We start from the raw sequence: 21,485 nt of genomic DNA, 5'->3' as shown, positions 1-21,485 counted from the left end.
GTATCTACAAAATGCTTAGAAGCGGAATACACCCAAGCCAGCTTTCACTTCATCTAAAGTTTGCTGGGTAATATCACGGCATTTGTCGGTGCCTGTTTTCAAAATATCCATAATGTAGTCAGGATCTTTAGCAAGTTCGATACGACGTTCACGGATCGGCCCAATCAATTCTTTTAGAATGCCTTCCAAACGCTTTTTCACCGTACCATCGCCCAAACCACCACGACGATAATGCGCTTTCAGTTCTTCAAGTTCTTCTTTGTTGGTATCGAAGGCATCTAAATAAGTAAATACTACGTTGCCTTCAACCTGACCTGGGTCTTCGATACGCAGGTGATTTGGGTCGGTGTACATTGCATTGACAGCTTTTTTAATGTCTTTGTCTGTGGCATCTAACACAATGGTATTGCCCAGTGATTTTGACATTTTCGCTTTACCATCAAAACCAGGTAAACGTCCGACATTTGACAACAATGCCTGACATTCAGGTAGCAAGTCATGACCAATTTGACGATTCACCCGACGCACAATTTCATTGGTCTGTTCAATCATTGGAATTTGGTCTTCACCTACAGGAACGACCGTTGCTTTAAATGCAGTAATATCGGCTGCTTGAGCTACAGGGTAGCACAGGAAACCTGCAGGAATATCACGCTCAAAACCACGCATCTGAATTTCAGATTTAATGGTTGGGTTACGCTCCAAACGTGCCACAGTCACGAAGTTTAAATACAACATGGTGAGTTCGTTTAATGTAGGCAGGCAAGATTGCACGCAAATGGTGGTTTTTGTTGGATCAATCCCCACCGCTAAATAATCGGTTGCTACCTCAATAATATTACGACGGACTTTTTCAAAGTTATCGGCATTGTCAGTTAAGGCTTGAGCATCGGCAAGTAACAGATGTTGATGATGTGAGTCTTGTAAACCTACACGTGAACGTAAAGAACCCACAAAGTGACCTAAATGTAGTTGTCCAGTTGGACGATCGCCTGTCAAAATCACAGGACGATTATCTTGATTACTCATTTTTTATTCCAAGTCGTATCTACGACATCTATGTACCGATGAATTGCTACATTGTAAGGCATAATATTTTTCAATGTCACTTCCTTAAATAGATTGAATTGAATTCGTTTAAAAAATTAATGAAGTAAATACAGAGTTTATTTGCGTACAGTTTTAAAATAGATAGAAAATCGCATAAGGATAACAAAGCAATGGCGAGCAGTTTATTACTTTTATTAGATGACATTGCAACCGTTTTAGATGATGTAGCCGTCATGAGTAAAATGGCTGCTAAAAAAACAGCAGGGGTATTGGGTGATGATCTGGCATTGAATGCGCAGCAAGTCAGTGGTGTACGTGCAGAGCGTGAGTTGCCTGTGGTATGGCGTGTGGCTAAAGGTTCATTCATCAATAAGCTAATTTTAGTACCGCTCGCGTTATTAATTAGTGTCGTTGCGCCGTGGTTAATCAATCCTTTATTGGTGGTTGGTGGTCTATTTTTAAGTTATGAAGGTGTGGAAAAAATCATGCACACCTTACAACACAAAAAAGCCCAAACGGCTAAAGAAGCGCAACTTGAGCTAATTCAAACTGAGCAAGACCTTGCGGCTTATGAAACCGAAAAAATTAAAGGTGCTGTGCGTACTGACTTTATTTTATCGGCGGAAATTGTGGTGATTTCTTTGGGGACTGTGGCTGCGGCAGGCTTTCTAACCAAAGTGACAGTATTAAGTTTAATTGCGATTGCCATGACGGTGGGTGTCTATGGGTTCGTTGCGTTAATTGTCAAAATTGATGACATTGGTTTATACCTCACAGAACAAGCTGCCAATTTTAAACAACGTATTGGGAGTGGTTTACTGGCATTTGCTCCAATTTTAATGAAGACTTTATCTGTGGTGGGTACTGCAGCGATGTTCTTGGTTGGTGGAGGAATTATCAATCATGCTATTCCTTTTGTGCACCATTTCACAGAAGATACGGTAGAGTATGTACAAGACATCCCAACGATGGGCAGTATTGTAGGTTCAGTCACGCCAATGTTGATGAACCTTGTCGTGGGTATTTTGGCAGGCATCTTGGTGGTGATTGTGGTCGCACTTGTTCAAAAAGTGTGGTCAAAGTCTAAATCGGCTTAATCTATTATCAGAGTTTAAGAGAAGGATAAGAATAATGCGTTGGAAAGGTCGTCGAGTTAGCACGAATGTAGAAGACCGCCGTGGTGGCGGTGGAGCAAAAGCGGGCGGTATCAGTATTTTGGGCTTAGTGGTGGCCTTTGTTGCATGGAAGTTCTTTGGCATCGATCCGCAATCGGCTTATCAAGCGACCAAGCAAGTCACCTCACATGCGCAAAGTGCTGAAACTAAAGGTTTAGATAATCCAAGTCCTGAACAACAAGAGGCGATGGAGTTTGTGGGCACTGTTTTGGCCGATACAGAAGATACGTGGTCACAAGTGTTTCAGCAGCAGTTAAATAGCCAATATATACCACCTAAACTGGTGTTATTTACAGGTGTGGTCAATTCTGGCTGTGGTACGGCACAATCGGCAATGGGGCCATTTTATTGTCCTGCCGATCAAAAAGTATATATTGATACTTCATTCTTCCAAGCCATGCGTCAGCAAATGGGCATTGGTGGTGAACAAAATCAGACTGAATTAAGCCGAAATGATCAAGCGGGCGATTTTGCTCAAGCCTATGTGGTGGCGCATGAAGTTGGGCATCATATTCAGACCATTTTAGGGATTTCAGAACAAGTGCATAAAGCACGTCAGCAAGTCAGCGAAGTACAGGGTAATCAGCTTTCGGTACGTCAGGAATTACAAGCGGACTGTTTATCGGGAGTGTGGGCGCATCATAACCATCAACGTACTCAATTCCTCGAACAAGGTGATATTGAAGAAGCAATGGATGCGGCACATAAAATTGGCGATGACTATTTACAAAAACGTGCACGTGGGCAAGTCGTGCCTGATAGCTTTACGCATGGTACCAGTGCACAGCGCGTACAATGGTTCCAGACTGGCTTAAAATCAGGCTTGATCAGTGATTGTGATACATTCAATGCCGCAATTTAACTGACTTAAAAATCAAGTTTTATAAACAAAAGGAGTGCTGCCAGTCGCTCCTTTTTTATAGGCTAAATGAATGCGAGTGGATAGATGCAAACAACGTTAAGCCGTAAACCGAGTGATGAATTAGCACACATGATTTTGAACGTGGTGTGTTTGATTCCAGCAGGTCAGGTTGCGACCTATGGGCAAGTGGCACGCCTAGCGGGTCTGCCCAAACATGCACGTTTGGTCGGTTATGTCCTCAGGCATTTATCGGCAGAACATACTGTGCCGTGGCATCGGGTGATTAATGCGCAAGGAAAAATTAGCCTAAGCAAACTAAACGCCCAAGGAGAAAATATACAAACTTTAAAATTACAGGAAGAAGGGATTGTGGTAATTGCAGAAAAGGTGAATTTAAAACAATACCAATGGCAGAATTAAACTGAGCTGCTAAATCGAGCGTTTAATATTGAGATATGGTGATACTGAGAAAATTTGCTGAATAGAGTGCTGCAAATAAAAATTTTAGAACAAACAAAGAAATCTAAATGAGAGGGGAAGTTCCTCACTTCCGTAGAAATGAGGAACACGCAATCTTATTGACGTACAACCAATACAGGTGTTGTACCTTCACTTAGGATGCTTTGCGCAACGCTACCTAAGAATAATTTTTTCAAGCCAGTACGACCATGAGAACCGATCACGATCAGGTCAGCATTTAACTCTTTCGCAGCATTGCTGATTTCACGTGCAATGACTTGACCTTCAAGTAATTTAGTTTCAGCTTCAACACCTTGCTCAGTGAATTTTAGTTTCGCTTCTTCTAAAGTTTTTACGATAGAAGCACGCGCACGTTCAATTAAGTCATTGGTTTGGTTTGCTGTGATGTATTCTGCAGCAATGTATGGGTCAAGAGTAAGTACTTGAACCACAGTAATTTTACTACCAAATGCTTTTGCAAGTTCAGCAGCTTTTGCAACAGCAGCAAAAGAAGTTTCAGAACCGTCCACTGGTACGAGGATGTTTTGGTAAGCCATGAGTGTTTCTCCTTATTGTAATTTCAATACTTTAATAAAATATTCGCTCTGAGTCCTGTCTTATCTTACGCTGAATTCATAGAGAATAAAACCCAGTAATTTCATAAAGATAATTGAGTGCTGTAAGTCCTTATTTCACCTTAATTTAGCATGAAATTATGACGCTGTGCTTGAAATTCAACTAAAGTTTTAGTCCTTATTGTTGTGCTGAATTTTAAAAAATTCCACCAGTTTTTTAACGTCATCTGTCTGCAATTGTTCTCGTATTTGTAGCAGATATTTTTCATCTAAATCATACAGTTTTAGTGCCAGAATGTCGGAAATTTCAGCTGCATTAAAACGGTATTTAATCACTTTAGCAGGTACCCCCGCCACAATGGCATAAGGTGGTACATCTTGCGTAACCACTGCACCTGTAGCCACAATAGCACCTTCACCCAGTTCAACGCCTTGCATAATCATGGCTCGACTGCCAATCCAGCAACCATCACCAATTTTGGTATCACCTGCAGCAACAAAACTACGGGTATCAAATGGAAAAGCGGAAATCCAGTCACTGCGATGCAATTGATTGCCACCCATCATAATCACACATTCAGCTCCAAAGCAGACAAAATTGCCAATATAGAGCTGATCAATTGGTTTTTCTACTGTAGCGGGTTTGTCGTGCAAATAGCGCACTACACAACGCTCGAAGCCCTGATCCCAATAAGCTGAATAATACGAGTAATTGCCTTTAATATGGATATTCGGATTTTTTACAGTTTTGGAGATAAACTCAAATTCGCACCAGTGTTTGACAGGGGAATTAATCAGCGCTTCTGACATGGTTTTTTCGTGTGGGAAGGTAAGGGAATTATAACGAATATTGCTCAGCACTGCTAAAAAGTGCGAAAGTTTTGCGGTGTAGGGATGTTCTGATTATCTAAACCAATGCCACAAAAACATAAAAATATTTTTGACACTATGGGGAAAGATGAAACCCCAAATGCCAAAAAAGAGTGATGCTGCCAATATGATGTTGATGGGATTGCTCTGTGTATTGATATAGAGTCCCCAAACTGGAATCAAAATAAGTCCTAAAACAGCCCCTGAAAGTGCATAAACAAATGCATGAATGAAGCGATTTTCCATCTTATTTTCCTCTATTTTTATCGCAGTATAATCTATAAGCTCGGCTGTATGATTTATAGGCAATAAAAAACCCCTCAAAGAGGGGCATCGCGTGTAGTCATCTTTATTAAAACTTAAAGATATTCTACATTCACAATTTCATATTCCACTTCGCCTTGCGGAGTGACAATTTTGGCTTCATCGCCTTCATTTTTGCCCAACAAACCGCGTGCAATAGGCGAATTCACTGAAATTTTATTGATTTTAAAATCAGCTTCATCATCACCTACAATTTTGTAGGTTTTTTGCTCTTCGGTGTCTAGGTTTTCAATGGTCACAGTCACACCAAAAACCACACGTCCGTTTTGTTCCAATTCTTTAACATCAATTACTTGGCAAGCGCCTAATTTACCTTCGATGTCTTGGATACGACCTTCGCAGAAACCTTGCTGTTCACGTGCGGCATGGTATTCAGCATTTTCTTTTAAATCGCCATGTTCACGCGCTTCTGCAATCGCTGCAGTAATACGTGGACGTTCAACCGATTTAAGTTGTTGTAATTCTTGCTCTAAAGCGTGTTTACCTTCAGGCGTCATAGGATAACGTTGCATGTTGTCCCTCTTTAAAAATATTGAAGTCTATAAATGAAAAAAGCCCGCCACCCGAAAGGTGACGGGACTTTATTGAAATGTATTAACCTACAGTAAGATCTTGCAGGCGATATACATCCATTGGTAATTTAATCGCTAAGGCTTGGCATACAGCATCTGCGCCATTCAAGGTCGTGGTGTAATACACTTTACCTTGCAATGCAGAACGACGGATTGAGAATGAATCCTGCTGAGCTTGTTTGCCTTCAGAAGTATTGATGATGAGGTGAATCTCACCATTTTTCAAGCGGTCTACAATGTGTGGGCGACCTTCAGTCACTTTATTCACACGTTCACACTCAATACCTGCATCGGTGATGACTTTATGCGTACCACCCGTTGCAACAAGTTTGAAGCCAAAATCAGCCAATTGTTTTGCAATACGCGCCACATGCGGTTTATCTGACTCACGTACAGATAAGAATGCATGTTTTACTTCGCCTTCAGTTGGGATTCCTGGTAAGCGATCATTCGAGCCTAACACAGCTTTATAGAATGCTTCACCAAAAGTTTTGCCCACACCCATCACTTCACCTGTAGATTTCATCTCAGGCCCAAGCACAGGGTCTACACCAGGGAACTTGTTGAATGGGAACACAGCTTCTTTCACAGAGAAGTGTTGCGGAATAATTTCTTTAGTAAAGCCTTGTGCTTCTAAAGATTGACCTGCCATACAACGTGCTGCAACTTTAGCCAATGATTCGCCAATACACTTAGAAACGAACGGAACAGTACGTGATGCACGTGGGTTCACTTCCAAGATATAAACGTCATTGCCTTTCACTGCAAACTGTACGTTCATTAGACCAATAACGCCCAACTCTTTTGCCATTGCAACAGTTTGACGACGCATTTCGTCCTGTACTTCATCTGACAATGAATAAGGTGGAATTGAACATGCTGAGTCGCCAGAGTGAATACCTGCTTGTTCGATGTGCTGCATAATACCGCCAATCACCACATCTTTACCGTCAGATACGCAGTCTACGTCAACTTCAATCGCATCATCCAAGAAACGGTCTAACAGTACAGGTGCATCGTTAGATGCTTGAACTGCATCACGCAAGTAGCGTTTCAATTCTTCTTCGTTATACACGATTTCCATTGCACGACCACCCAATACATAAGATGGACGAACAACGAGCGGGTAACCCACTTTCGCTGCTTCTGCGATACCTTCTTCAGCAGATTTTACAATGCTGTTGTTAGGCTGACGCAATTGCAGACGTTGAATCATTTGCTGGAAACGCTCACGGTCTTCTGCACGGTCAATTGCATCTGGTGATGTACCAATAATTGGCGCACCTGCCTCTTCTAAAGCGCGTGCCAATTTCAATGGAGTTTGACCACCGTACTGTACGATAATGCCTTTTGGCTTTTCAGTACGTACGATTTCAAGTACATCTTCCAAAGTAATTGGTTCAAAGTACAAACGGTCTGAAGTGTCGTAATCGGTAGATACTGTTTCAGGGTTACAGTTCACCATGATGGTCTCAAAACCATCTTCACGCATTGCAAGCGCAGCGTGTACACAGCAGTAATCGAATTCGATACCTTGACCAATACGGTTTGGACCACCGCCAATCACCATGATCTTGTCTTTCGCTGAAGGATTTGATTCACACTCTTCATCGTAAGTTGAATACATATATGCTGTGTCAGATTCAAACTCTGCAGCACAGGTATCCACACGTTTGTAAACTGGATATACACCCATGTTCCAACGTTGTTTACGGAATTGCTTTTGTGAAATGCCCATCAAATTGGCAATACGTAAGTCAGATAAACCTTTGCGTTTAAATGAACGTACATTTTCAGCAGTTAAGTCACCAAAACCTAAAGATTTGATCTGTTCTTCAGTTTTAACAATGTCTTCAATCTGAACGAGGAACCATTTGTCAATTTTGGTCGCTTGGAACACGTCTTCTACAGAGAAGCCATGACGGAAAGCGTCTGCCACGTACCAAATACGCTCTGGACCAGGAACTTTGAGTTCAACCAAAATTTTGTCACGTGCGCCTTCAGCACCCACTTCAATTTTTTCGTCAAAACCACACGCACCAGTTTCTAAACCGCGAAGGGCTTTATTTACAGATTCTTGGAAGTTACGACCAATTGCCATGACTTCACCTACAGATTTCATCTGTGTGGTTAAAGTAGCGTCAGCTTGCGGGAACTTTTCAAAGTTAAAACGTGGAACTTTAGTGACAACGTAGTCAATTGATGGTTCAAATGATGCAGGTGTTGTGCCGCCTGTGATGTCATTTTTCAATTCATCAAGGGTGTAGCCTACAGCCAGTTTTGCTGCAACTTTTGCAATTGGGAAACCAGTAGCTTTAGATGCAAGTGCAGATGAACGAGATACACGTGGGTTCATCTCAATCACAACCATACGGCCAGTATTCGGGCAAATACCGAACTGAACGTTAGAACCACCTGTTTCTACACCAATTTCACGCAGTACTGCTAAAGATGCATTACGCATCAATTGGTATTCTTTGTCAGTCAAGGTTTGCGCAGGAGCAACGGTAATTGAGTCACCTGTGTGTACGCCCATTGGGTCAAAGTTTTCAATTGAACATACGATAATACAGTTGTCGTTTTTGTCACGTACAACTTCCATCTCATATTCTTTCCAACCAATGAGTGATTCATCAATCAATAACTGTTTAGTTGGAGAAAGATCGAAACCGCGTTCACAGATTTCAAGGAATTCTTCTTTGTTGTATGCGATACCGCCACCAGAACCACCCATAGTGAATGATGGACGAATAATCACAGGGAAGCCAAAGCGAGATTGAATCTCAAGGGCTTCTTCCATAGACTCAGCAATCGCAGCTTTTGGACATTCAAGACCAATTTTGCGCATTGCTTCATCAAACAATTTACGGTCTTCGGCTTTTTCAATTGCGTCTTTGGTTGCACCAATTAATTCAACATTGTATTTGGCCAAAATACCGTTGGCATCTAATGCAAGCGCACAGTTCAACGCAGTTTGACCGCCCATGGTCGGAAGTACTGCATCTGGACGTTCTTTTTCAATGATTGCTGCAACAGTCTGCCAAGTGATTGGCTCGATATAAGTTGCATCTGCCATTGCAGGGTCAGTCATGATGGTCGCAGGGTTCGAATTTACCAAAATAACGCGGTAACCTTCTTCGCGCAGCGCTTTACATGCTTGAGCACCAGAATAGTCAAACTCACAAGCCTGACCAATAACAATAGGACCAGCACCAATAATTAAGATGCTTTTAATATCCGTACGTTTAGGCATTATTTCGCTCCTTAATTACTTCTTAGCGGCTTCAATAAGTTCAATGAAATGATCGAACAATGGTGCGCAGTCATGTGGACCTGGACTTGCTTCTGGGTGACCTTGGAAGCTAAATGCAGGCTTGTCTGTACGATGAATACCTTGGTTTGTGCCATCGAACAATGAACGATGCGTTGAACGTACATTGCTTGGTAAGGTACTTTCATCTACCGCGAAGCCGTGGTTCTGAGAAGTAATCATCACTGTACCAGTTTCTAAGTTCTGTACAGGATGGTTTGCGCCGTGGTGTCCGTTCGGCATTTTCATTGTTTTTGCACCTGATGCAAGTGCAAGAATTTGGTGACCTAAACAGATACCAAATACAGGAGTATTCGTGGTTTCTACAATTGTTTTTACAGCTTCAATTGCGTAGTCACATGCAGCAGGGTCGCCAGGGCCATTTGACAAGAAAATGCCATCTGGGTTTAACGCAAGGACTTGTTCAGCAGGGGTTTGTGCAGGAACAACGGTTAATTGACAACCGCGGTCTGCCAGCATACGCAGGATGTTGGTTTTGACACCGTAATCGTATGCAACCACATGATATTTAAGTTCAGGTTGAGTAAAGCCTTTGCCAAGTTCCCATGAACCTTCAGTCCATTCAAAACCTTCAGGGTCGCAGCATACTTTTGCAAGATCTAAGCCGTTTAAGCCGCCAAATGCACGTGCTTTAGCAATTGCTTCTTCTTCAGTGATATTTTCACCAGCAAGAATACAGCCGTTTTGCGCACCTTTGGCACGTAAAATACGGGTCAATTTACGGGTATCAATATCTGCAATCGCAACCACGTTGTGTGCTTGCAAATATTCTGCTAAAGATTGATTAGAACGGAAGTTACTGTGTAGTAAAGGCAAATCACGGATAATTAAACCGTTTGCCCATACTTTATGAATACGACCAGACTCGACATCTTCATCATTACAACCTGTGTTCCCAATGTGCGGGTAAGTTAAAGTCACAAGTTGCTGTGCATAACTCGGGTCGGTCAAAATTTCTTGATAGCCAGTCATGGCAGTGTTAAAAACGACTTCACCAGTCGTACTTCCCGTTGCACCGATAGACGTACCTTTAAAGATTGTACCGTCGGCAAGGGCTAAAATGGCGGGGGTGCTCAAACCAAAGCTCCTGAACTAAAACCACAAAAATAGGGCTGTAAAAAAGCGAGTAGACGAAAAAAAAGGAAGGTCAATGTTTAAACCTACCCTCCTATGTCTGCTCGCTTGAACTTAACATTGCATTATACGCATGAGCTCACCAAAAGTCCATTCAGTTTCTGATGAATATGTAAGATAAAGGGCTTGCTTTTTTTGGCTGATTTATGTTTTAGCAATGTAGTAAAATGTAAGTAATCTACGATTGTCTAACAATACAAAACCCATATTCGAGCAAATTCACTTATGCTGAAAATATAAACAACAACGACCTTGGGTGAAGCAAAATGACTGAACAAGAAAAATCAGTAGCTGACAATAAAGCAATCAAAGATGCGGTGCATGAGGGTGCTGAAAAGCTTGAAAAAGTCACTTATGATGCCAAAGAACAGGTGCTTGATGTGGTTGCGGAAACGCAAGAAAAACTTCAAGCCGAAGCGAAACAACTCAATGCCAGCGTGCAAGAGCAATTGGGTCAGTTAAAACAAGATGTCTTGCAAAAAATTGAAGCTTTAAAAGCACAATTTGGCAGTTCACCTAAAGATTTGGGTGAATTAAAAGACTTTGTGAAAACTGAATTTAGCGCAATTATTGAAGATCTTTCTAAACTGGGTAAAGAGTTGAAAGAAGATGTCAGCAGCATTTCAGTGAAACATAAAGACCAATTGGTTGAAACGTTTCAGCGTTCTAAAGAACACACTTTGGAAGCGTGGAAAAAAGTTAATCCACAAAAAACAGAAACGAATGATGAAACTGATCAAGCTTAAACAAGTAAGACTTATAGCCTAATCAGCCATAAAAAAAGTGAGGTTCGGCCTCACTTTTTTTATTCAAATTTCTGCTCAAGTACAAAATGAAAATCCAATTATGCATTTTGAAACTAGTCAAGATTAGAATTGATGTAACCAATCTCGTTTATTATGAAAATCGGCTGCAGGACTGCTGTGTTGCATGGCATAAAACTGTTCGCCCTGACTGGTTTTTAGCACAGCCGTTAGACCTATAAACAAATCTGTCCATTTCAGTTTATGTTTCAGCATAAATTCGGTTAAATCCAGACTCACATTCAAACCATAATGGGTGCGTTTCAGCTGATTCAGTTCAATATCGTACGCAGCCACGGGCGGCATTTGCTCAGGATAACGATATTCTTCAAAGGCGTAGGCTTGCCAAGCTTGAGAAGGGGATAAATTGATTTCACGATAAAAATCTTCGCCCTGAACCCCAATGAAAATTTCAAAGCAGGTGTGTTCCCACAAAAAATCCTGACGTGGATGTGACGCCACCAAAGCAGGCCATTCGACCCACTGATTTGGATCGCGCAGCCAAAAGCCAACATTTAACGTAAATGGGCTTTGTTGTTCAATTGCACCGACCAAAGAAATGGCCTGAAATTGACGATTAAAAGCACTGAGTTCGTAACTTGCCATTGAGGGAGATTAGTTAGACAAGTGAGCGTGGCGAACTAAATTAGATAATTTAGCATTTTGTTTGGCTGCTTTTTTGTAGAGTAAGACAATTTTACCAATGCTTTGTACCACTTCAGAACCTGTTGCTGCTGCAATTTCAGTAATCACAGCTGCACGTACCTCACGGTCTTCACCGCCAATTTTGACTTTAATCAATTCGTGATCGTTTAAAGCACGGTTGGTTTCTTCAATCACATTTTCAGTCAAACCTTGCCCGCCAATCATCACTACAGGGTTGAGTGCATGACCAATTTGACGTAAACGCTTGCGTTCCTGAATAGATAGAGCCGCCATAAAGATAACCTAATTTTAAAAACGGCTTAGTATAACAAAAGCCAGTTTGAAACGCTGTAAATTCTATGCAAATAATCTGTGATCTTACTGCCATGTAGAAATATTGAAACTGAATACTTGGTGATATTTCTCTGTAACAGTCAAAGTGACTTTTTTAAGCCTCAGTACAGAAATAAGCGATGGATTTAATAGAAAAAATAGGTCAGTTCTTGGTATTTAGATACAGATGTCTACTGCAAGCGGGTGAATTTTCACGTACAATCGCAATTTAGATGGCTATTCGTTACTAAGAGAGTTATGGCAACACGCATTACCAACCAAAAGTTATCCAAAAGTAGTCGTGCGTGGATGAGAGAGCACCTAGATGATCCCTTTGTGAAAAGAGCGCAAAAAGAAGGGTATCGTGCACGTGCTGCATACAAACTACTTGAGATTCAAGAAAAATATAAACTGATCAAACCCAGTATGACTGTGGTGGACTTAGGTGCTGCTCCAGGCAGTTGGTCACAAATTGCAGGGCAACTTGTGGGCGACAAAGGCTTGGTGATTGCTTCCGATATTTTGGAAATGGACGCACTACCAGATGTGACCTTTTTACAAGGTGACTTCCGTGAAGAGGAAGTGTTCGAAAAATTGTTAAATATTTTAAACGGACGCACGGTAGACGTTGTAATTTCTGATATGGCCCCCAATACATCAGGTAATAAAGCTGTAGATCAACCGCGTCAAATTTACTTATGCGAGTTGGCGCTCGATTTTGCCAACCGTGTATTGGGACCCAATGGCCAGTTTGTGGTCAAAGTGTTCCAAGGTTCGGGGTTTGACGAATTTCGTAAACAGGTCGTGGACAGTTTTGATGTTCTAAAGACAGCAAAACCCGCTGCTTCACGGGCGCGTTCCAAAGAAGTATTCCTTATTGGACAAGGACGTAAAAAGGCGTCTAAATAAAGTTTACTTGCCAAGCCGTTAAAAATTGTGCATTTTGTACGTTTTTAACGAATTGTCTAGCTGATTTTCAGCTTTTTGAATGAAAGGTCACCCAGTAACGGGCATGATCAAATTAGATTGATATGGGAATAAAGCTTTGAGCGATCTCTTCAAGAATGCCGTATTGTGGCTGATTATACTTGGTGTGCTGATTCTAATTTTCAGCAACATCAATAACAGTGAAAAGCCAACTGCAATGAACTATTCAGAGTTCGTTACAGCGGTGAATGCTGGTCAAATTAAGCAAGTCACAATTGATGGCGAAAGAATTAGTGGCGAAAAAGTCAACGGCTCGTCCTTTGAAAGCATTCGTCCAGCAGTTCAAGACCCTGAACTGATGCCGAATCTGATTAAAAACAACGTTGTTGTTGAAGGTACTGCACCTCAACGTCAAGGTTTGTTAATGCAACTATTGATCGCAAGTTTCCCTGTACTTTTAATCATTTTGTTATTCATGTTCTTTATGCGCAACATGGGTGGCGGTGCAGGTGGTAAAAACGGCCCGATGAGCTTTGGTAAATCTAAAGCCAAAATGTTGTCTGAAGACCAAATTAAAGTCACATTTGCCGATGTAGCAGGTTGTGACGAAGCAAAACAAGAAGTGGTTGAAATTGTAGATTTCTTAAAAGACCCTGCTAAATTCAAGCGTTTAGGTGCAACTATTCCTAAAGGTGTGTTGATGGTAGGTCCACCGGGTACAGGTAAAACCTTATTGGCCAAAGCCATTGCAGGCGAAGCCAAAGTTCCTTTCTTCAGCATTTCTGGTTCTGACTTCGTTGAAATGTTCGTGGGTGTAGGTGCTTCTCGTGTTCGTGATATGTTTGAGCAAGCTAAACGCCATGCACCATGTATCATCTTTATTGATGAGATTGATGCGGTAGGTCGTCACCGTGGTTCAGGTACAGGTGGTGGTCACGATGAACGTGAGCAAACACTTAACCAAATGCTTGTTGAAATGGATGGTTTTGAAGGCAATGAAGGCATTATTGTTATCGCTGCGACAAACCGTGCCGATGTACTGGATAAAGCTTTATTGCGTCCAGGTCGTTTTGACCGTCAAGTAATGGTTGGCTTGCCAGACATTAAAGGTCGTGAGCAAATTCTGAATGTTCACTTGAAAAAACTGCCTTCAGTTACAGGTGTAGATGTCAAAGTCTTGGCACGTGGTACACCAGGCTTCTCTGGTGCGCAATTGGCGAACCTTGTGAATGAAGCTGCATTGTTTGCTGCCCGTCGTAATAAAAATACGGTGGATATGCACGACTTTGAAGATGCTAAAGATAAGTTGTATATGGGCCCTGAACGTAAGTCGATGGTGCTGCGTGAAGAAGAACGTCGTGCAACGGCTTATCATGAAGCAGGTCATGCGATTGTTGCTGAAATGCTGCCAGGTACAGACCCTGTGCATAAAGTGACGATTATGCCGCGTGGTTGGGCATTGGGTGTGACATGGCAATTGCCTGAACATGACCAAACTAGCCATTATAAAGACAAAATGCTGAACGACTTGTCTATCTTGTTTGGTGGTCGTATTGCAGAAGAAGTCTTTATTAATCAAATGTCGACAGGTGCATCGAATGACTTTGAGCGTGCGACTAAATTAGCACGTGCGATGGTGACCAAATACGGTATGTCTGACAAGTTAGGCGTAATGGTCTATGAAGATGATACACAACAATCATTCATGGGTAGTTTAGGCAGCCGTACGATTTCTGAAGCAACCCAACAACAAGTGGATGCTGAAGTTCGTCGTATTATTGATGAGCAATATAAAGTTGCCCGCGATATTTTGGAAAATAACCAAGATATTGCCCATGCAATGGTAAAAGCATTGTTGGAATGGGAAACCATTGATCGTGACCAAATCCGCGACATTATGGAAGGTCGTGAGCCACAGCCACCGAAAGTGTATATTGCAGACAATCCTGTGATTGATGTAACACCAACTGATGGTCCAAGCACACCGCCACCATTACCAGCGAGCTAATCAGCTCACATGATGTTAAAAAAGAGTCTTTGTATAAAGGCTCTTTTTTTTTGTTCGTGTGGTTTATGTGCAGTTGTGACCGGAATATTGAGGTCTGTTGACGCTCATCGAAAAGAATTCCACATCTTTAAAATTAGCCATGTTAAAATAAGCTTTTCAAATTGAAAGGAAGACCAGCATGCAGCTAATGCCATTACCCAAACGTGTATTGCAATGTGGACGTTTGCGTTTAGATTTATCTCAGCCGCATGTGATGGGAATTCTAAATGTGACACCAGACTCGTTTAGTGATGGTGGGCGACATAATGAAAAAGATGCTGCTGTGGCGCGTGCTTTGGAAATGATAACCGAAGGTGCAACGGTGATTGATATTGGCGGAGAGTCAACACGTCCGGGAGCCAGCCCTGTGAGTGTAGAAGAAGAAATTCGTCGTGTGGTACCTGTGGTAGAAGCCTTATCTGCTTATGATGTGGTGCTTTCGATTGATACGTCACAGCCTGAAGTGATTCGTGCTGCCGTAGCTGCGGGGGCGCATATCTGGAATGATGTACGTGCGCTGACCCGTCCAAATGCGTTGCAAACAGCTGCTGAGTTAAATATTCCCGTGATTATTATGCACATGCGTGGTGAACCGACCACCATGAACAATTTAGATCAATATGATGATGTCACTGCAGATGTGATTGCAGAATTGCAGCAACGTGTCGCTGATGCTTTGGCGGTAGGGGTCAAGCCTGAAAATATCATGATTGATCCAGGTTTTGGTTTGCCGAAAAATGCACAACAGAATCTGAAATTGTTAAATGAGTTGCATCAACTGAATGGTATGGGGTATCCAATTTTATCGGCATTGTCCCGTAAAAGCTTTATTGGTGAAGCTTTGGGTGGGGCAGAGCCAACACAGCGTGCAGTTGGTTCTGTAGCGGCACATTTACTCAGTATTCAGCAAGGTGCTTGTATGGTGCGTGCGCATGATGTTAAGGCTATGTCTGATGCCATTAAAGTCTGGCAAGCAATGCTGTTAGCAAATTAATCGCTGTTTGTAGATTTGGGTGAAGCTAGAATTAAAGCCCTGCTTATGCTATATAGGCACGCTTGAATCTCTGTATTTTTGAGTGCCTGTATGTTTGCAGATTTACTTCTCCCGATGTTTGATGATGAGTTTTATCCTGATATTTTAGTTGCTGAGTTAAAACAACTGATTCAACAGTTTGCAAAACACGTGTCTAAATCCAATTTATCTGAAACGGATATTTATCATTTTGCTGATCAGACCGTGCAAGCCATCAATAAAATGAAACCACAATTTGAAGATCTGGATTCAGATTTGGACGATACCGCAGCAGATTATATTGCTGAGGCGATGATGATGGTGCTGCAAGATCAAGGCTATTTCGAGATTGAAATGGAAGAGTTGATTGCAACGAGAGAGTGGTGATAGGTCACTCTCTTTCAGCTTTAATTTATGGGTGATTCAATAAATCATCTAAAACATCATCCAAATGGCAACTTTGCTGTGTATGTAGTTCTGCAATTTCCCGAACATTCAACGTATATAGCCCATTATGTTCATTCGGCTGTGCAATTAAATTGACCCAAAACTTTGTATTTTGTTGCAGCAAAGTTTTGAGTTGCTTTTCTTCTTCAGGATTTTGGAAATTTAATAAATATAAATTGTTGCCTAAGCTGCAACGACGTAATTGTAATTCTTGATTTTTATATTGCAATGTTCCTGCAAAAACATCATAAAATTCTGCATCAGTTTCAATTGGGTTTACGGATTCGGTTGCTGACTCAAGGCTGGGATTTTGTGCATGGCTTGCAAAACTGAGCAAGCAGCATAAACAGATCACCCATTTGAAAGAGAAGATAAAGCGTTGTAGAGACATTTCAAATCATCGGCACATAAGTGTTATCGTTTTCAATATTATATTTTTTAGGCATAAAAAAACCAGCTTAATGCTGGAGTTCTTTATTTGCACCATTTGAATGATTTGATTCATTAAAATGGTGCCCGAGGCCAGACTCGAACTGGCACGCTTTGAGGGCGGGGGATTTTAAATCCCCTGTGTCTACCGATTTCACCACTCGGGCATGTGCGCAATAATAGAGGACGAAATAAATCTTGGCAAGTAAATTTATTTACAATTGCTTTCTTTTCAATCAATTCAACTTATTAGCTTGAAAAAAGTTCGGTTTGCAGTATATTTCTGCTGTTTGTCATCAATATTTCATGAATTTGAGATCAAAGCGAAATCATAAATTTCTATGTTGAGCGCTCAAGAAAAATAAAAGGAATATTCATGAACATTCGCTTAACTCGCCGAGAGCTGATTCAAAAAAGTTTGGCTGGTTTTGGGGCGTTGTCATTGCCAGTCGCATTAACTGCATGTGGCGATGACAATGAAAATACAGTAGAAAATGCTTTAAAAGTGCAGTTTTTGCATGGTGTCGCCAGTGGTGATCCGCTGCATGATCGTATCATTTTATGGACACGTGTAACGCCAAGTGATACAGCAGCGCGCATTGAAGTGGTTTGGGAAATTGCTAGCGATGAGGTGTTTAAGCAATTAGTAAACACAGGCAAAGTACAAACCAGTGCAGCGCAAGATTTTACTGTAAAGGTCGATGCAGATCGTTTGCAGACAGGGACTAAATATTATTACCGTTTCCGCTTTGGTAATACGGTTTCTGCTATAGGACAGACCAAAACCTTGCCACAACGCAGCGATCAGGTGAAATTTGCGGTCTGTTCTTGCTCGAACTATCCCGCAGGTTATTTTCATGTGTATAAAGAAATGGCACAGGAAAGCAATCTGGATGTGATTATTCACTTGGGTGATTATATTTATGAATATGGACAAGGTGGCTACGCGACTGACGATGCAAAACAGTTAGGACGTACCTTTGCTGCAGACAATGATAAAGAAATTATCAAGTTAGATGATTATCGTAAACGTTATGCTTTATATCGTACCGATGCTGATTTGCAGACTGCTCACCAACGCCATCCATTTATTGTCATTTGGGATGACCATGAACTCAGTAATGATACTTGGGAAGCGGGTGCAGATAATCATCAAGAAGGTGAAGGCAGCTTTATAGAACGTAAAATTGCGGCATTACAGGCTTATTTCGAGTGGATGCCAATTCGTCCAGTTGCAGAAAATGATCATTTGAATATTTATCGCCAGTTTGATTTTGGTGGTTTGGTGAATTTGATGATGCTGGATACGCGTATTTTGGCGCGTCATAAGCAATTAGATTATGCTAACTATATGACGGCAACAGGTATGGATGCTGTCCGATTTATGGCTGATTTAAGCAGCAATAGCCGTAGTTTATTGGGCGTAAAACAACTGCAATGGTTACAAGTGCAATTGATGCAGTCTACTGCAAAATGGAATGTGTTGGGCCAACAAGTGTTGATGGCGAAAATGCTGATTCCACAAGAACTGTTATTGCCTTTAGCGAAAATCACCAATGGTGATCAGCAACCTGAAACACTTGCACAAATGAAGCAGAAAATTACAGAATTGGTCACGCTGAAATTGCGTTTAAAAGCGAATGATCCAACTTTGACAGCAGTAGATAAGGCACGTTTGTATGCGGTTGCACCTTATAACCTCGATGCCTGGGATGGTTATGCCTACGAGCGCGAAGTTGTGTATGGTACCTTGCAACAGTTAGGCAAAAAAGCGGTAGTGTTGGCGGGTGATACGCATAATGCTTGGGCATCCAGTTTACATCCACAAAATAGCAATCATGTGGTTGGGGTAGAGCTTGCGACCAGTTCCGTATCATCGCCAGGAATTGAGTATTACTTAAATGTGCCTGCAGCGGAAATGGTAGAGTTAGAGAATGCCTTTAAATTGCTGATTGATGAGTTGGATTATTGCAACTTAAATCAGCGTGGTTATTTAACGGTGACTTTTGATCGTGCGCAAGTGGTTGCCGATTGGAAGTTTGTGGATACGGTGAAGGCACGTGAATATAAAATAGATTCAACACGTAGTCATCAAATGACCTACGATGTTCAATTGAATCCAATCATCGATGTTGCAAAATCGGCCTAAATTTATATGTTCTAAAAACCGAGCTCAATTTGCTCGGTTTTTTTATAGATAAGTTGGATGAAAGAGATGATTTTTAATCCAGTTTATCTTGAATATAACTGTCTAAATCAATGTATTTAATACTTTTACATAAGGCTTGCTCAGCCTGCATAATCTGTTGATGTAACTCAAGTGCGTGCTGATATTGCTGAGTGAGTTGTGTAAAGCGGGGGCTATTTTTATTAGTGAAATATAAGCGGAATTGAATTTTAGCAGCCTGACGATACGACCAGTAAGCAGCACGACGAATCTGGGTTAAACAATATTTTTGTTCAAGGCTTATGTGGTCACGGAACATATTCTCTTTATAGAAACGTACAAAACCAAAACTGATGCAGAAAAAGAATAAAATCCCTTGCAGAATTGCACTCTGAAAATAGGCGAAATTTACCGCTTGTAGCAGAATCAATACTGCTATTTTTATGGTGGCATGTTGCTGTAGTTGATACCACGATGCCGAACTGTGTTTAATTTGATACAACACATAAGGTAGAAGCAGCATAAAACCTAACATGATGGCTAAAATCGCCAATGCCTTGGCTTGAAAGGCATCGTACTGCGGTGCAAAGTTTTGAATCCCGTGCGCCAGACTGATTGAAATAGGAATAAAAATCAGGCAGGCCAAGACCCATGGAATCATTTCTTTCCAATCATCCAGCATGCCTTTGCTTTGAATAAAACCATAAAACAAAATATTTCTTTTAAATGCAGCAGGGTATTGTTGTTGCAATTGCTGCAAATCAAGAAGCGCTTGTTTAGGGTTCATAGAGGCATCATTGAATATTGAATAAAGAGGGGAAAACCTAAAATTTAGGCATAAAAAAACCAGCTTAATGCTGGGTTCTTTATTTGCACCATTTTAATCTATTTTAAAATGGTGCCCGAGGCCAGACTCGAACTGGCACGCTTTGAGGGCGGGGGATTTTAAATCCCCTGTGTCTACCGATTTCACCACTCGGGCATAGTTTTACAAGATTGGAGGCGGAGGTCGGAATCGAACCGGCGTCCACGGAGTTGCAGTCCGCTGCATGACCACTCTGCCACCCCGCCGCGTCTTGTGATGCGTATATTAGCAAGCTCTGAAAAAAAAACAATACTATTAAATGAGCAGATGCACATTAATTCGACATATAGAATAAAATAGTCTAAATAATCATGTATTATTTGCAAAATTGATTCATATCAACATTTGGAGATGTGCCGTGGCATTAATTTTAGACGGTCGTGCATTGGCAAAACAAATTGAAGCTGATCTGTTAACACGTGTAGAAGCGTTAAAAGCAAAATCAGGTCGTACCCCAATTCTAGCGACTATTTTGGTCGGTGATGACGGTGCATCTGCAACTTATGTACGCATGAAGGGCAATGCTTGCCGTCGTGTGGGCATGGATTCTTTAAAAGTAGAATTGCCAACAGAAACCACCACTGAACAATTATTGGCAGAAATTGAAAAATTGAATGCCAATCCTGATGTGCATGGTATTTTGTTGCAACACCCAGTTCCTGCGCAAATTGATGAGCGTGCTTGTTTTGATGCGATTTCACTTGCAAAAGACGTAGATGGTGTGACCTGTTTAGGTTATGGTCGTATGGCAATGGGCGAAGCTGCATATGGTTCTGCAACACCTGCAGGCATTATGACCATTCTTAAAGAAAAAAACATTGAAATTGCAGGCAAACATGCCGTTGTTGTGGGGCGTTCGGCAATTTTAGGTAAACCAATGGCTGCGATGCTTCTTGAAGCCAATGCAACAGTAACCATTTGCCATTCACGTACCCAAGATCTTGCAAGTTTTGTGAAACAAGCGGACATTATTGTTGGTGCGGTTGGTAAAGCTGAATTGATTCAAAAAGACTGGATCAAACCAGGCGCTGTGGTTGTTGATGCAGGCTTCCATCCACGTGATGGCGGTGGTGTTGGAGATATCCAATTGCAAGGCATTGAAGAGATTGCTTCTGCATATACGCCTGTACCAGGTGGCGTTGGTCCAATGACGATTACAACTTTGATTCGTCAAACGGTTGAAGCGGCTGAGAAAGCGTTAGGTTGATGAAGACCTCTCCCTAACCCTCTCTTGCGCTTCAATTTAAAAGCAGTGCTTTAAATTTTGCTCAGGAGAGGGGAAATTCATTGTGAAAATAATGGATGCTCCTTCTCTTGCGCCGTATACGGCTCAGGGAGAAGGCTGGGGTGAGGGCTTAAAAATTCTCTCCCTAACTCTCCTAAAAAAGAGTGGGGAATTCATTGTAAAAATAATGAATGCTCCCTCTCCTTTAAAAAAGCAGAGGGAACTTTTTAAAT

At 41.5% G+C, this 21,485-nt stretch carries 21 protein-coding genes and 3 tRNA genes; 10 read left to right on the top strand and 14 right to left on the bottom strand.

Going from position 1 to position 21,485, the window contains the following annotated elements; genetic code table 11:
• Positions 1–15: 15 nt before the first annotated feature.
• Positions 16–1,029, bottom strand: a complete 1,014-nt coding sequence (trpS, locus tag AC07E5_RS06980) for a tryptophan--tRNA ligase (protein ID WP_498625105.1) — start codon at positions 1,027–1,029, stop codon at positions 16–18.
• A 191-nt stretch (positions 1,030–1,220) separates the two neighbouring features.
• On the opposite strand from trpS, the gene AC07E5_RS06975 reads away from it, so the two are divergent.
• The 3 genes from AC07E5_RS06975 to AC07E5_RS06965 all read left to right on the top strand — a co-directional run bounded on the left by AC07E5_RS06975 (position 1,221) and on the right by AC07E5_RS06965 (position 3,507).
• A complete protein-coding gene (locus AC07E5_RS06975) occupies positions 1,221–2,147 on the top strand; it encodes a DUF808 domain-containing protein (protein WP_004972181.1) in 927 nt (308 codons plus the stop codon).
• Positions 2,148–2,181: 34 nt separating this feature from the next.
• Entirely contained in the window at positions 2,182–3,087 is a 906-nt protein-coding gene (gene ypfJ, locus AC07E5_RS06970) for a KPN_02809 family neutral zinc metallopeptidase (RefSeq protein WP_136144278.1), read from the top strand.
• An 84-nt stretch (positions 3,088–3,171) separates the two neighbouring features.
• Positions 3,172–3,507: an MGMT family protein gene (locus tag AC07E5_RS06965; protein WP_004972177.1), complete on the top strand. Its 336-nt coding sequence runs from the start codon at positions 3,172–3,174 to the stop codon at positions 3,505–3,507.
• Positions 3,508–3,662: 155 nt separating this feature from the next.
• On the opposite strand, the gene AC07E5_RS06960 is transcribed toward AC07E5_RS06965, so the two are convergent.
• The 6 genes from AC07E5_RS06960 to carA form a co-directional block, all read right to left on the bottom strand.
• Positions 3,663–4,103, bottom strand: a complete 441-nt coding sequence (locus tag AC07E5_RS06960) for a universal stress protein (RefSeq protein ID WP_178318542.1) — start codon at positions 4,101–4,103, stop codon at positions 3,663–3,665.
• Positions 4,104–4,292: 189 nt separating this feature from the next.
• Complete coding sequence (locus AC07E5_RS06955; protein WP_317097583.1) at positions 4,293–4,931, bottom strand: CatB-related O-acetyltransferase; 639 nt, start codon at positions 4,929–4,931, stop codon at positions 4,293–4,295.
• A gap of 93 nt (positions 4,932–5,024) precedes the next feature.
• Entirely contained in the window at positions 5,025–5,237 is a 213-nt protein-coding gene (locus AC07E5_RS06950) for a hypothetical protein (RefSeq protein ID WP_317097584.1), read from the bottom strand.
• A 113-nt stretch (positions 5,238–5,350) separates the two neighbouring features.
• Positions 5,351–5,827 (bottom strand): transcription elongation factor GreA, encoded by a 477-nt coding sequence (gene greA, locus AC07E5_RS06945; RefSeq protein WP_004972169.1) that lies wholly within the window; start codon positions 5,825–5,827, stop codon positions 5,351–5,353.
• 82 nt (positions 5,828–5,909) lie between these two features.
• Complete coding sequence (gene carB, locus AC07E5_RS06940; RefSeq protein WP_498625103.1) at positions 5,910–9,140, bottom strand: carbamoyl-phosphate synthase large subunit; 3,231 nt, start codon at positions 9,138–9,140, stop codon at positions 5,910–5,912.
• A gap of 15 nt (positions 9,141–9,155) precedes the next feature.
• Positions 9,156–10,295: a glutamine-hydrolyzing carbamoyl-phosphate synthase small subunit gene (gene carA, locus AC07E5_RS06935; RefSeq protein WP_498625102.1), complete on the bottom strand. Its 1,140-nt coding sequence runs from the start codon at positions 10,293–10,295 to the stop codon at positions 9,156–9,158.
• Between the two features lie 323 nt (positions 10,296–10,618).
• Here carA and AC07E5_RS06930 point away from each other — a divergent pair, with 323 nt between their 5' ends.
• Entirely contained in the window at positions 10,619–11,098 is a 480-nt protein-coding gene (locus AC07E5_RS06930) for a hypothetical protein (protein WP_498625101.1), read from the top strand.
• 123 nt (positions 11,099–11,221) lie between these two features.
• On the opposite strand, the gene AC07E5_RS06925 is transcribed toward AC07E5_RS06930, so the two are convergent.
• Both AC07E5_RS06925 and yhbY read right to left on the bottom strand, forming a co-directional pair.
• On the bottom strand, positions 11,222–11,761 hold the full coding sequence (locus AC07E5_RS06925) for a DOMON-like domain-containing protein (RefSeq protein WP_070153929.1): 540 nt from the start codon (positions 11,759–11,761) through the stop codon (positions 11,222–11,224).
• A 9-nt stretch (positions 11,762–11,770) separates the two neighbouring features.
• Positions 11,771–12,094 (bottom strand): ribosome assembly RNA-binding protein YhbY, encoded by a 324-nt coding sequence (yhbY, locus tag AC07E5_RS06920; protein ID WP_168418845.1) that lies wholly within the window; start codon positions 12,092–12,094, stop codon positions 11,771–11,773.
• A gap of 297 nt (positions 12,095–12,391) precedes the next feature.
• Here yhbY and rlmE point away from each other — a divergent pair, with 297 nt between their 5' ends.
• From rlmE to AC07E5_RS06900, 4 genes are all read left to right on the top strand, one after another.
• Positions 12,392–13,042, top strand: coding sequence for a 23S rRNA (uridine(2552)-2'-O)-methyltransferase RlmE (gene rlmE / locus AC07E5_RS06915; protein ID WP_498625100.1), 651 nt, complete (start codon positions 12,392–12,394; stop codon positions 13,040–13,042).
• 136 nt (positions 13,043–13,178) lie between these two features.
• Positions 13,179–15,068, top strand: coding sequence for an ATP-dependent zinc metalloprotease FtsH (ftsH, locus tag AC07E5_RS06910; protein WP_004972155.1), 1,890 nt, complete (start codon positions 13,179–13,181; stop codon positions 15,066–15,068).
• A 178-nt stretch (positions 15,069–15,246) separates the two neighbouring features.
• Complete coding sequence (gene folP / locus AC07E5_RS06905; protein WP_498625098.1) at positions 15,247–16,101, top strand: dihydropteroate synthase; 855 nt, start codon at positions 15,247–15,249, stop codon at positions 16,099–16,101.
• 90 nt (positions 16,102–16,191) lie between these two features.
• Positions 16,192–16,506: a DUF5713 family protein gene (locus AC07E5_RS06900; RefSeq protein WP_131260668.1), complete on the top strand. Its 315-nt coding sequence runs from the start codon at positions 16,192–16,194 to the stop codon at positions 16,504–16,506.
• Positions 16,507–16,531: 25 nt separating this feature from the next.
• Here AC07E5_RS06900 and AC07E5_RS06895 read toward each other — a convergent pair whose 3' ends face one another.
• On the bottom strand, positions 16,532–16,957 hold the full coding sequence (locus AC07E5_RS06895; RefSeq protein WP_167845853.1) for a hypothetical protein: 426 nt from the start codon (positions 16,955–16,957) through the stop codon (positions 16,532–16,534).
• A 119-nt stretch (positions 16,958–17,076) separates the two neighbouring features.
• Positions 17,077–17,162: transfer RNA gene (locus AC07E5_RS06890), tRNA-Leu, on the bottom strand.
• A gap of 209 nt (positions 17,163–17,371) precedes the next feature.
• Here AC07E5_RS06890 and AC07E5_RS06885 point away from each other — a divergent pair.
• Positions 17,372–19,144, top strand: coding sequence for an alkaline phosphatase D family protein (locus tag AC07E5_RS06885; protein ID WP_498625097.1), 1,773 nt, complete (start codon positions 17,372–17,374; stop codon positions 19,142–19,144).
• Positions 19,145–19,217: 73 nt separating this feature from the next.
• On the opposite strand, the gene AC07E5_RS06880 is transcribed toward AC07E5_RS06885, so the two are convergent.
• From AC07E5_RS06880 to AC07E5_RS06870, 3 genes are all read right to left on the bottom strand, one after another.
• The gene (locus AC07E5_RS06880) at positions 19,218–19,949 is read right to left on the bottom strand and encodes a hypothetical protein (protein ID WP_498625095.1); all 732 of its coding nucleotides are present in this window, start codon (positions 19,947–19,949) and stop codon (positions 19,218–19,220) included.
• Between the two features lie 109 nt (positions 19,950–20,058).
• Positions 20,059–20,144: transfer RNA gene (locus AC07E5_RS06875), tRNA-Leu, on the bottom strand.
• A gap of 15 nt (positions 20,145–20,159) precedes the next feature.
• Positions 20,160–20,233: transfer RNA gene (locus AC07E5_RS06870), tRNA-Cys, on the bottom strand.
• 152 nt (positions 20,234–20,385) lie between these two features.
• Between AC07E5_RS06870 and folD the strand changes: the two genes are divergently transcribed.
• On the top strand, positions 20,386–21,234 hold the full coding sequence (gene folD, locus AC07E5_RS06865; protein WP_004972142.1) for a bifunctional methylenetetrahydrofolate dehydrogenase/methenyltetrahydrofolate cyclohydrolase FolD: 849 nt from the start codon (positions 20,386–20,388) through the stop codon (positions 21,232–21,234).
• The last annotated feature ends 251 nt before the right edge of the window (positions 21,235–21,485 follow it).

This window comes from Acinetobacter seohaensis, assembly GCF_056431365.1.
The sequence above is the reverse complement of the archived record's forward strand: the minus strand, read 5'-3'. Positions and strand labels throughout refer to the sequence as shown.

Coding starts and splice junctions, on each gene's coding strand:
- trpS (WP_498625105.1), bottom strand. CDS start 1,029: ATGAGTAATCAAGATAATCGTCCTGTGATTTTGACAGGCGATCGTCCA.
- AC07E5_RS06975 (WP_004972181.1), top strand. CDS start 1,221: ATGGCGAGCAGTTTATTACTTTTATTAGATGACATTGCAACCGTTTTA.
- ypfJ (WP_136144278.1), top strand. CDS start 2,182: ATGCGTTGGAAAGGTCGTCGAGTTAGCACGAATGTAGAAGACCGCCGT.
- AC07E5_RS06965 (WP_004972177.1), top strand. CDS start 3,172: ATGCAAACAACGTTAAGCCGTAAACCGAGTGATGAATTAGCACACATG.
- AC07E5_RS06960 (WP_178318542.1), bottom strand. CDS start 4,103: ATGGCTTACCAAAACATCCTCGTACCAGTGGACGGTTCTGAAACTTCT.
- AC07E5_RS06955 (WP_317097583.1), bottom strand. CDS start 4,931: ATGTCAGAAGCGCTGATTAATTCCCCTGTCAAACACTGGTGCGAATTT.
- AC07E5_RS06950 (WP_317097584.1), bottom strand. CDS start 5,237: ATGGAAAATCGCTTCATTCATGCATTTGTTTATGCACTTTCAGGGGCT.
- greA (WP_004972169.1), bottom strand. CDS start 5,827: ATGCAACGTTATCCTATGACGCCTGAAGGTAAACACGCTTTAGAGCAA.
- carB (WP_498625103.1), bottom strand. CDS start 9,140: ATGCCTAAACGTACGGATATTAAAAGCATCTTAATTATTGGTGCTGGT.
- AC07E5_RS06930 (WP_498625101.1), top strand. CDS start 10,619: ATGACTGAACAAGAAAAATCAGTAGCTGACAATAAAGCAATCAAAGAT.
- AC07E5_RS06925 (WP_070153929.1), bottom strand. CDS start 11,761: ATGGCAAGTTACGAACTCAGTGCTTTTAATCGTCAATTTCAGGCCATT.
- yhbY (WP_168418845.1), bottom strand. CDS start 12,094: ATGGCGGCTCTATCTATTCAGGAACGCAAGCGTTTACGTCAAATTGGT.
- rlmE (WP_498625100.1), top strand. CDS start 12,392: ATGGCAACACGCATTACCAACCAAAAGTTATCCAAAAGTAGTCGTGCG.
- folP (WP_498625098.1), top strand. CDS start 15,247: ATGCAGCTAATGCCATTACCCAAACGTGTATTGCAATGTGGACGTTTG.
- AC07E5_RS06900 (WP_131260668.1), top strand. CDS start 16,192: ATGTTTGCAGATTTACTTCTCCCGATGTTTGATGATGAGTTTTATCCT.
- AC07E5_RS06895 (WP_167845853.1), bottom strand. CDS start 16,957: ATGTCTCTACAACGCTTTATCTTCTCTTTCAAATGGGTGATCTGTTTA.
- AC07E5_RS06885 (WP_498625097.1), top strand. CDS start 17,372: ATGAACATTCGCTTAACTCGCCGAGAGCTGATTCAAAAAAGTTTGGCT.
- AC07E5_RS06880 (WP_498625095.1), bottom strand. CDS start 19,949: ATGAACCCTAAACAAGCGCTTCTTGATTTGCAGCAATTGCAACAACAA.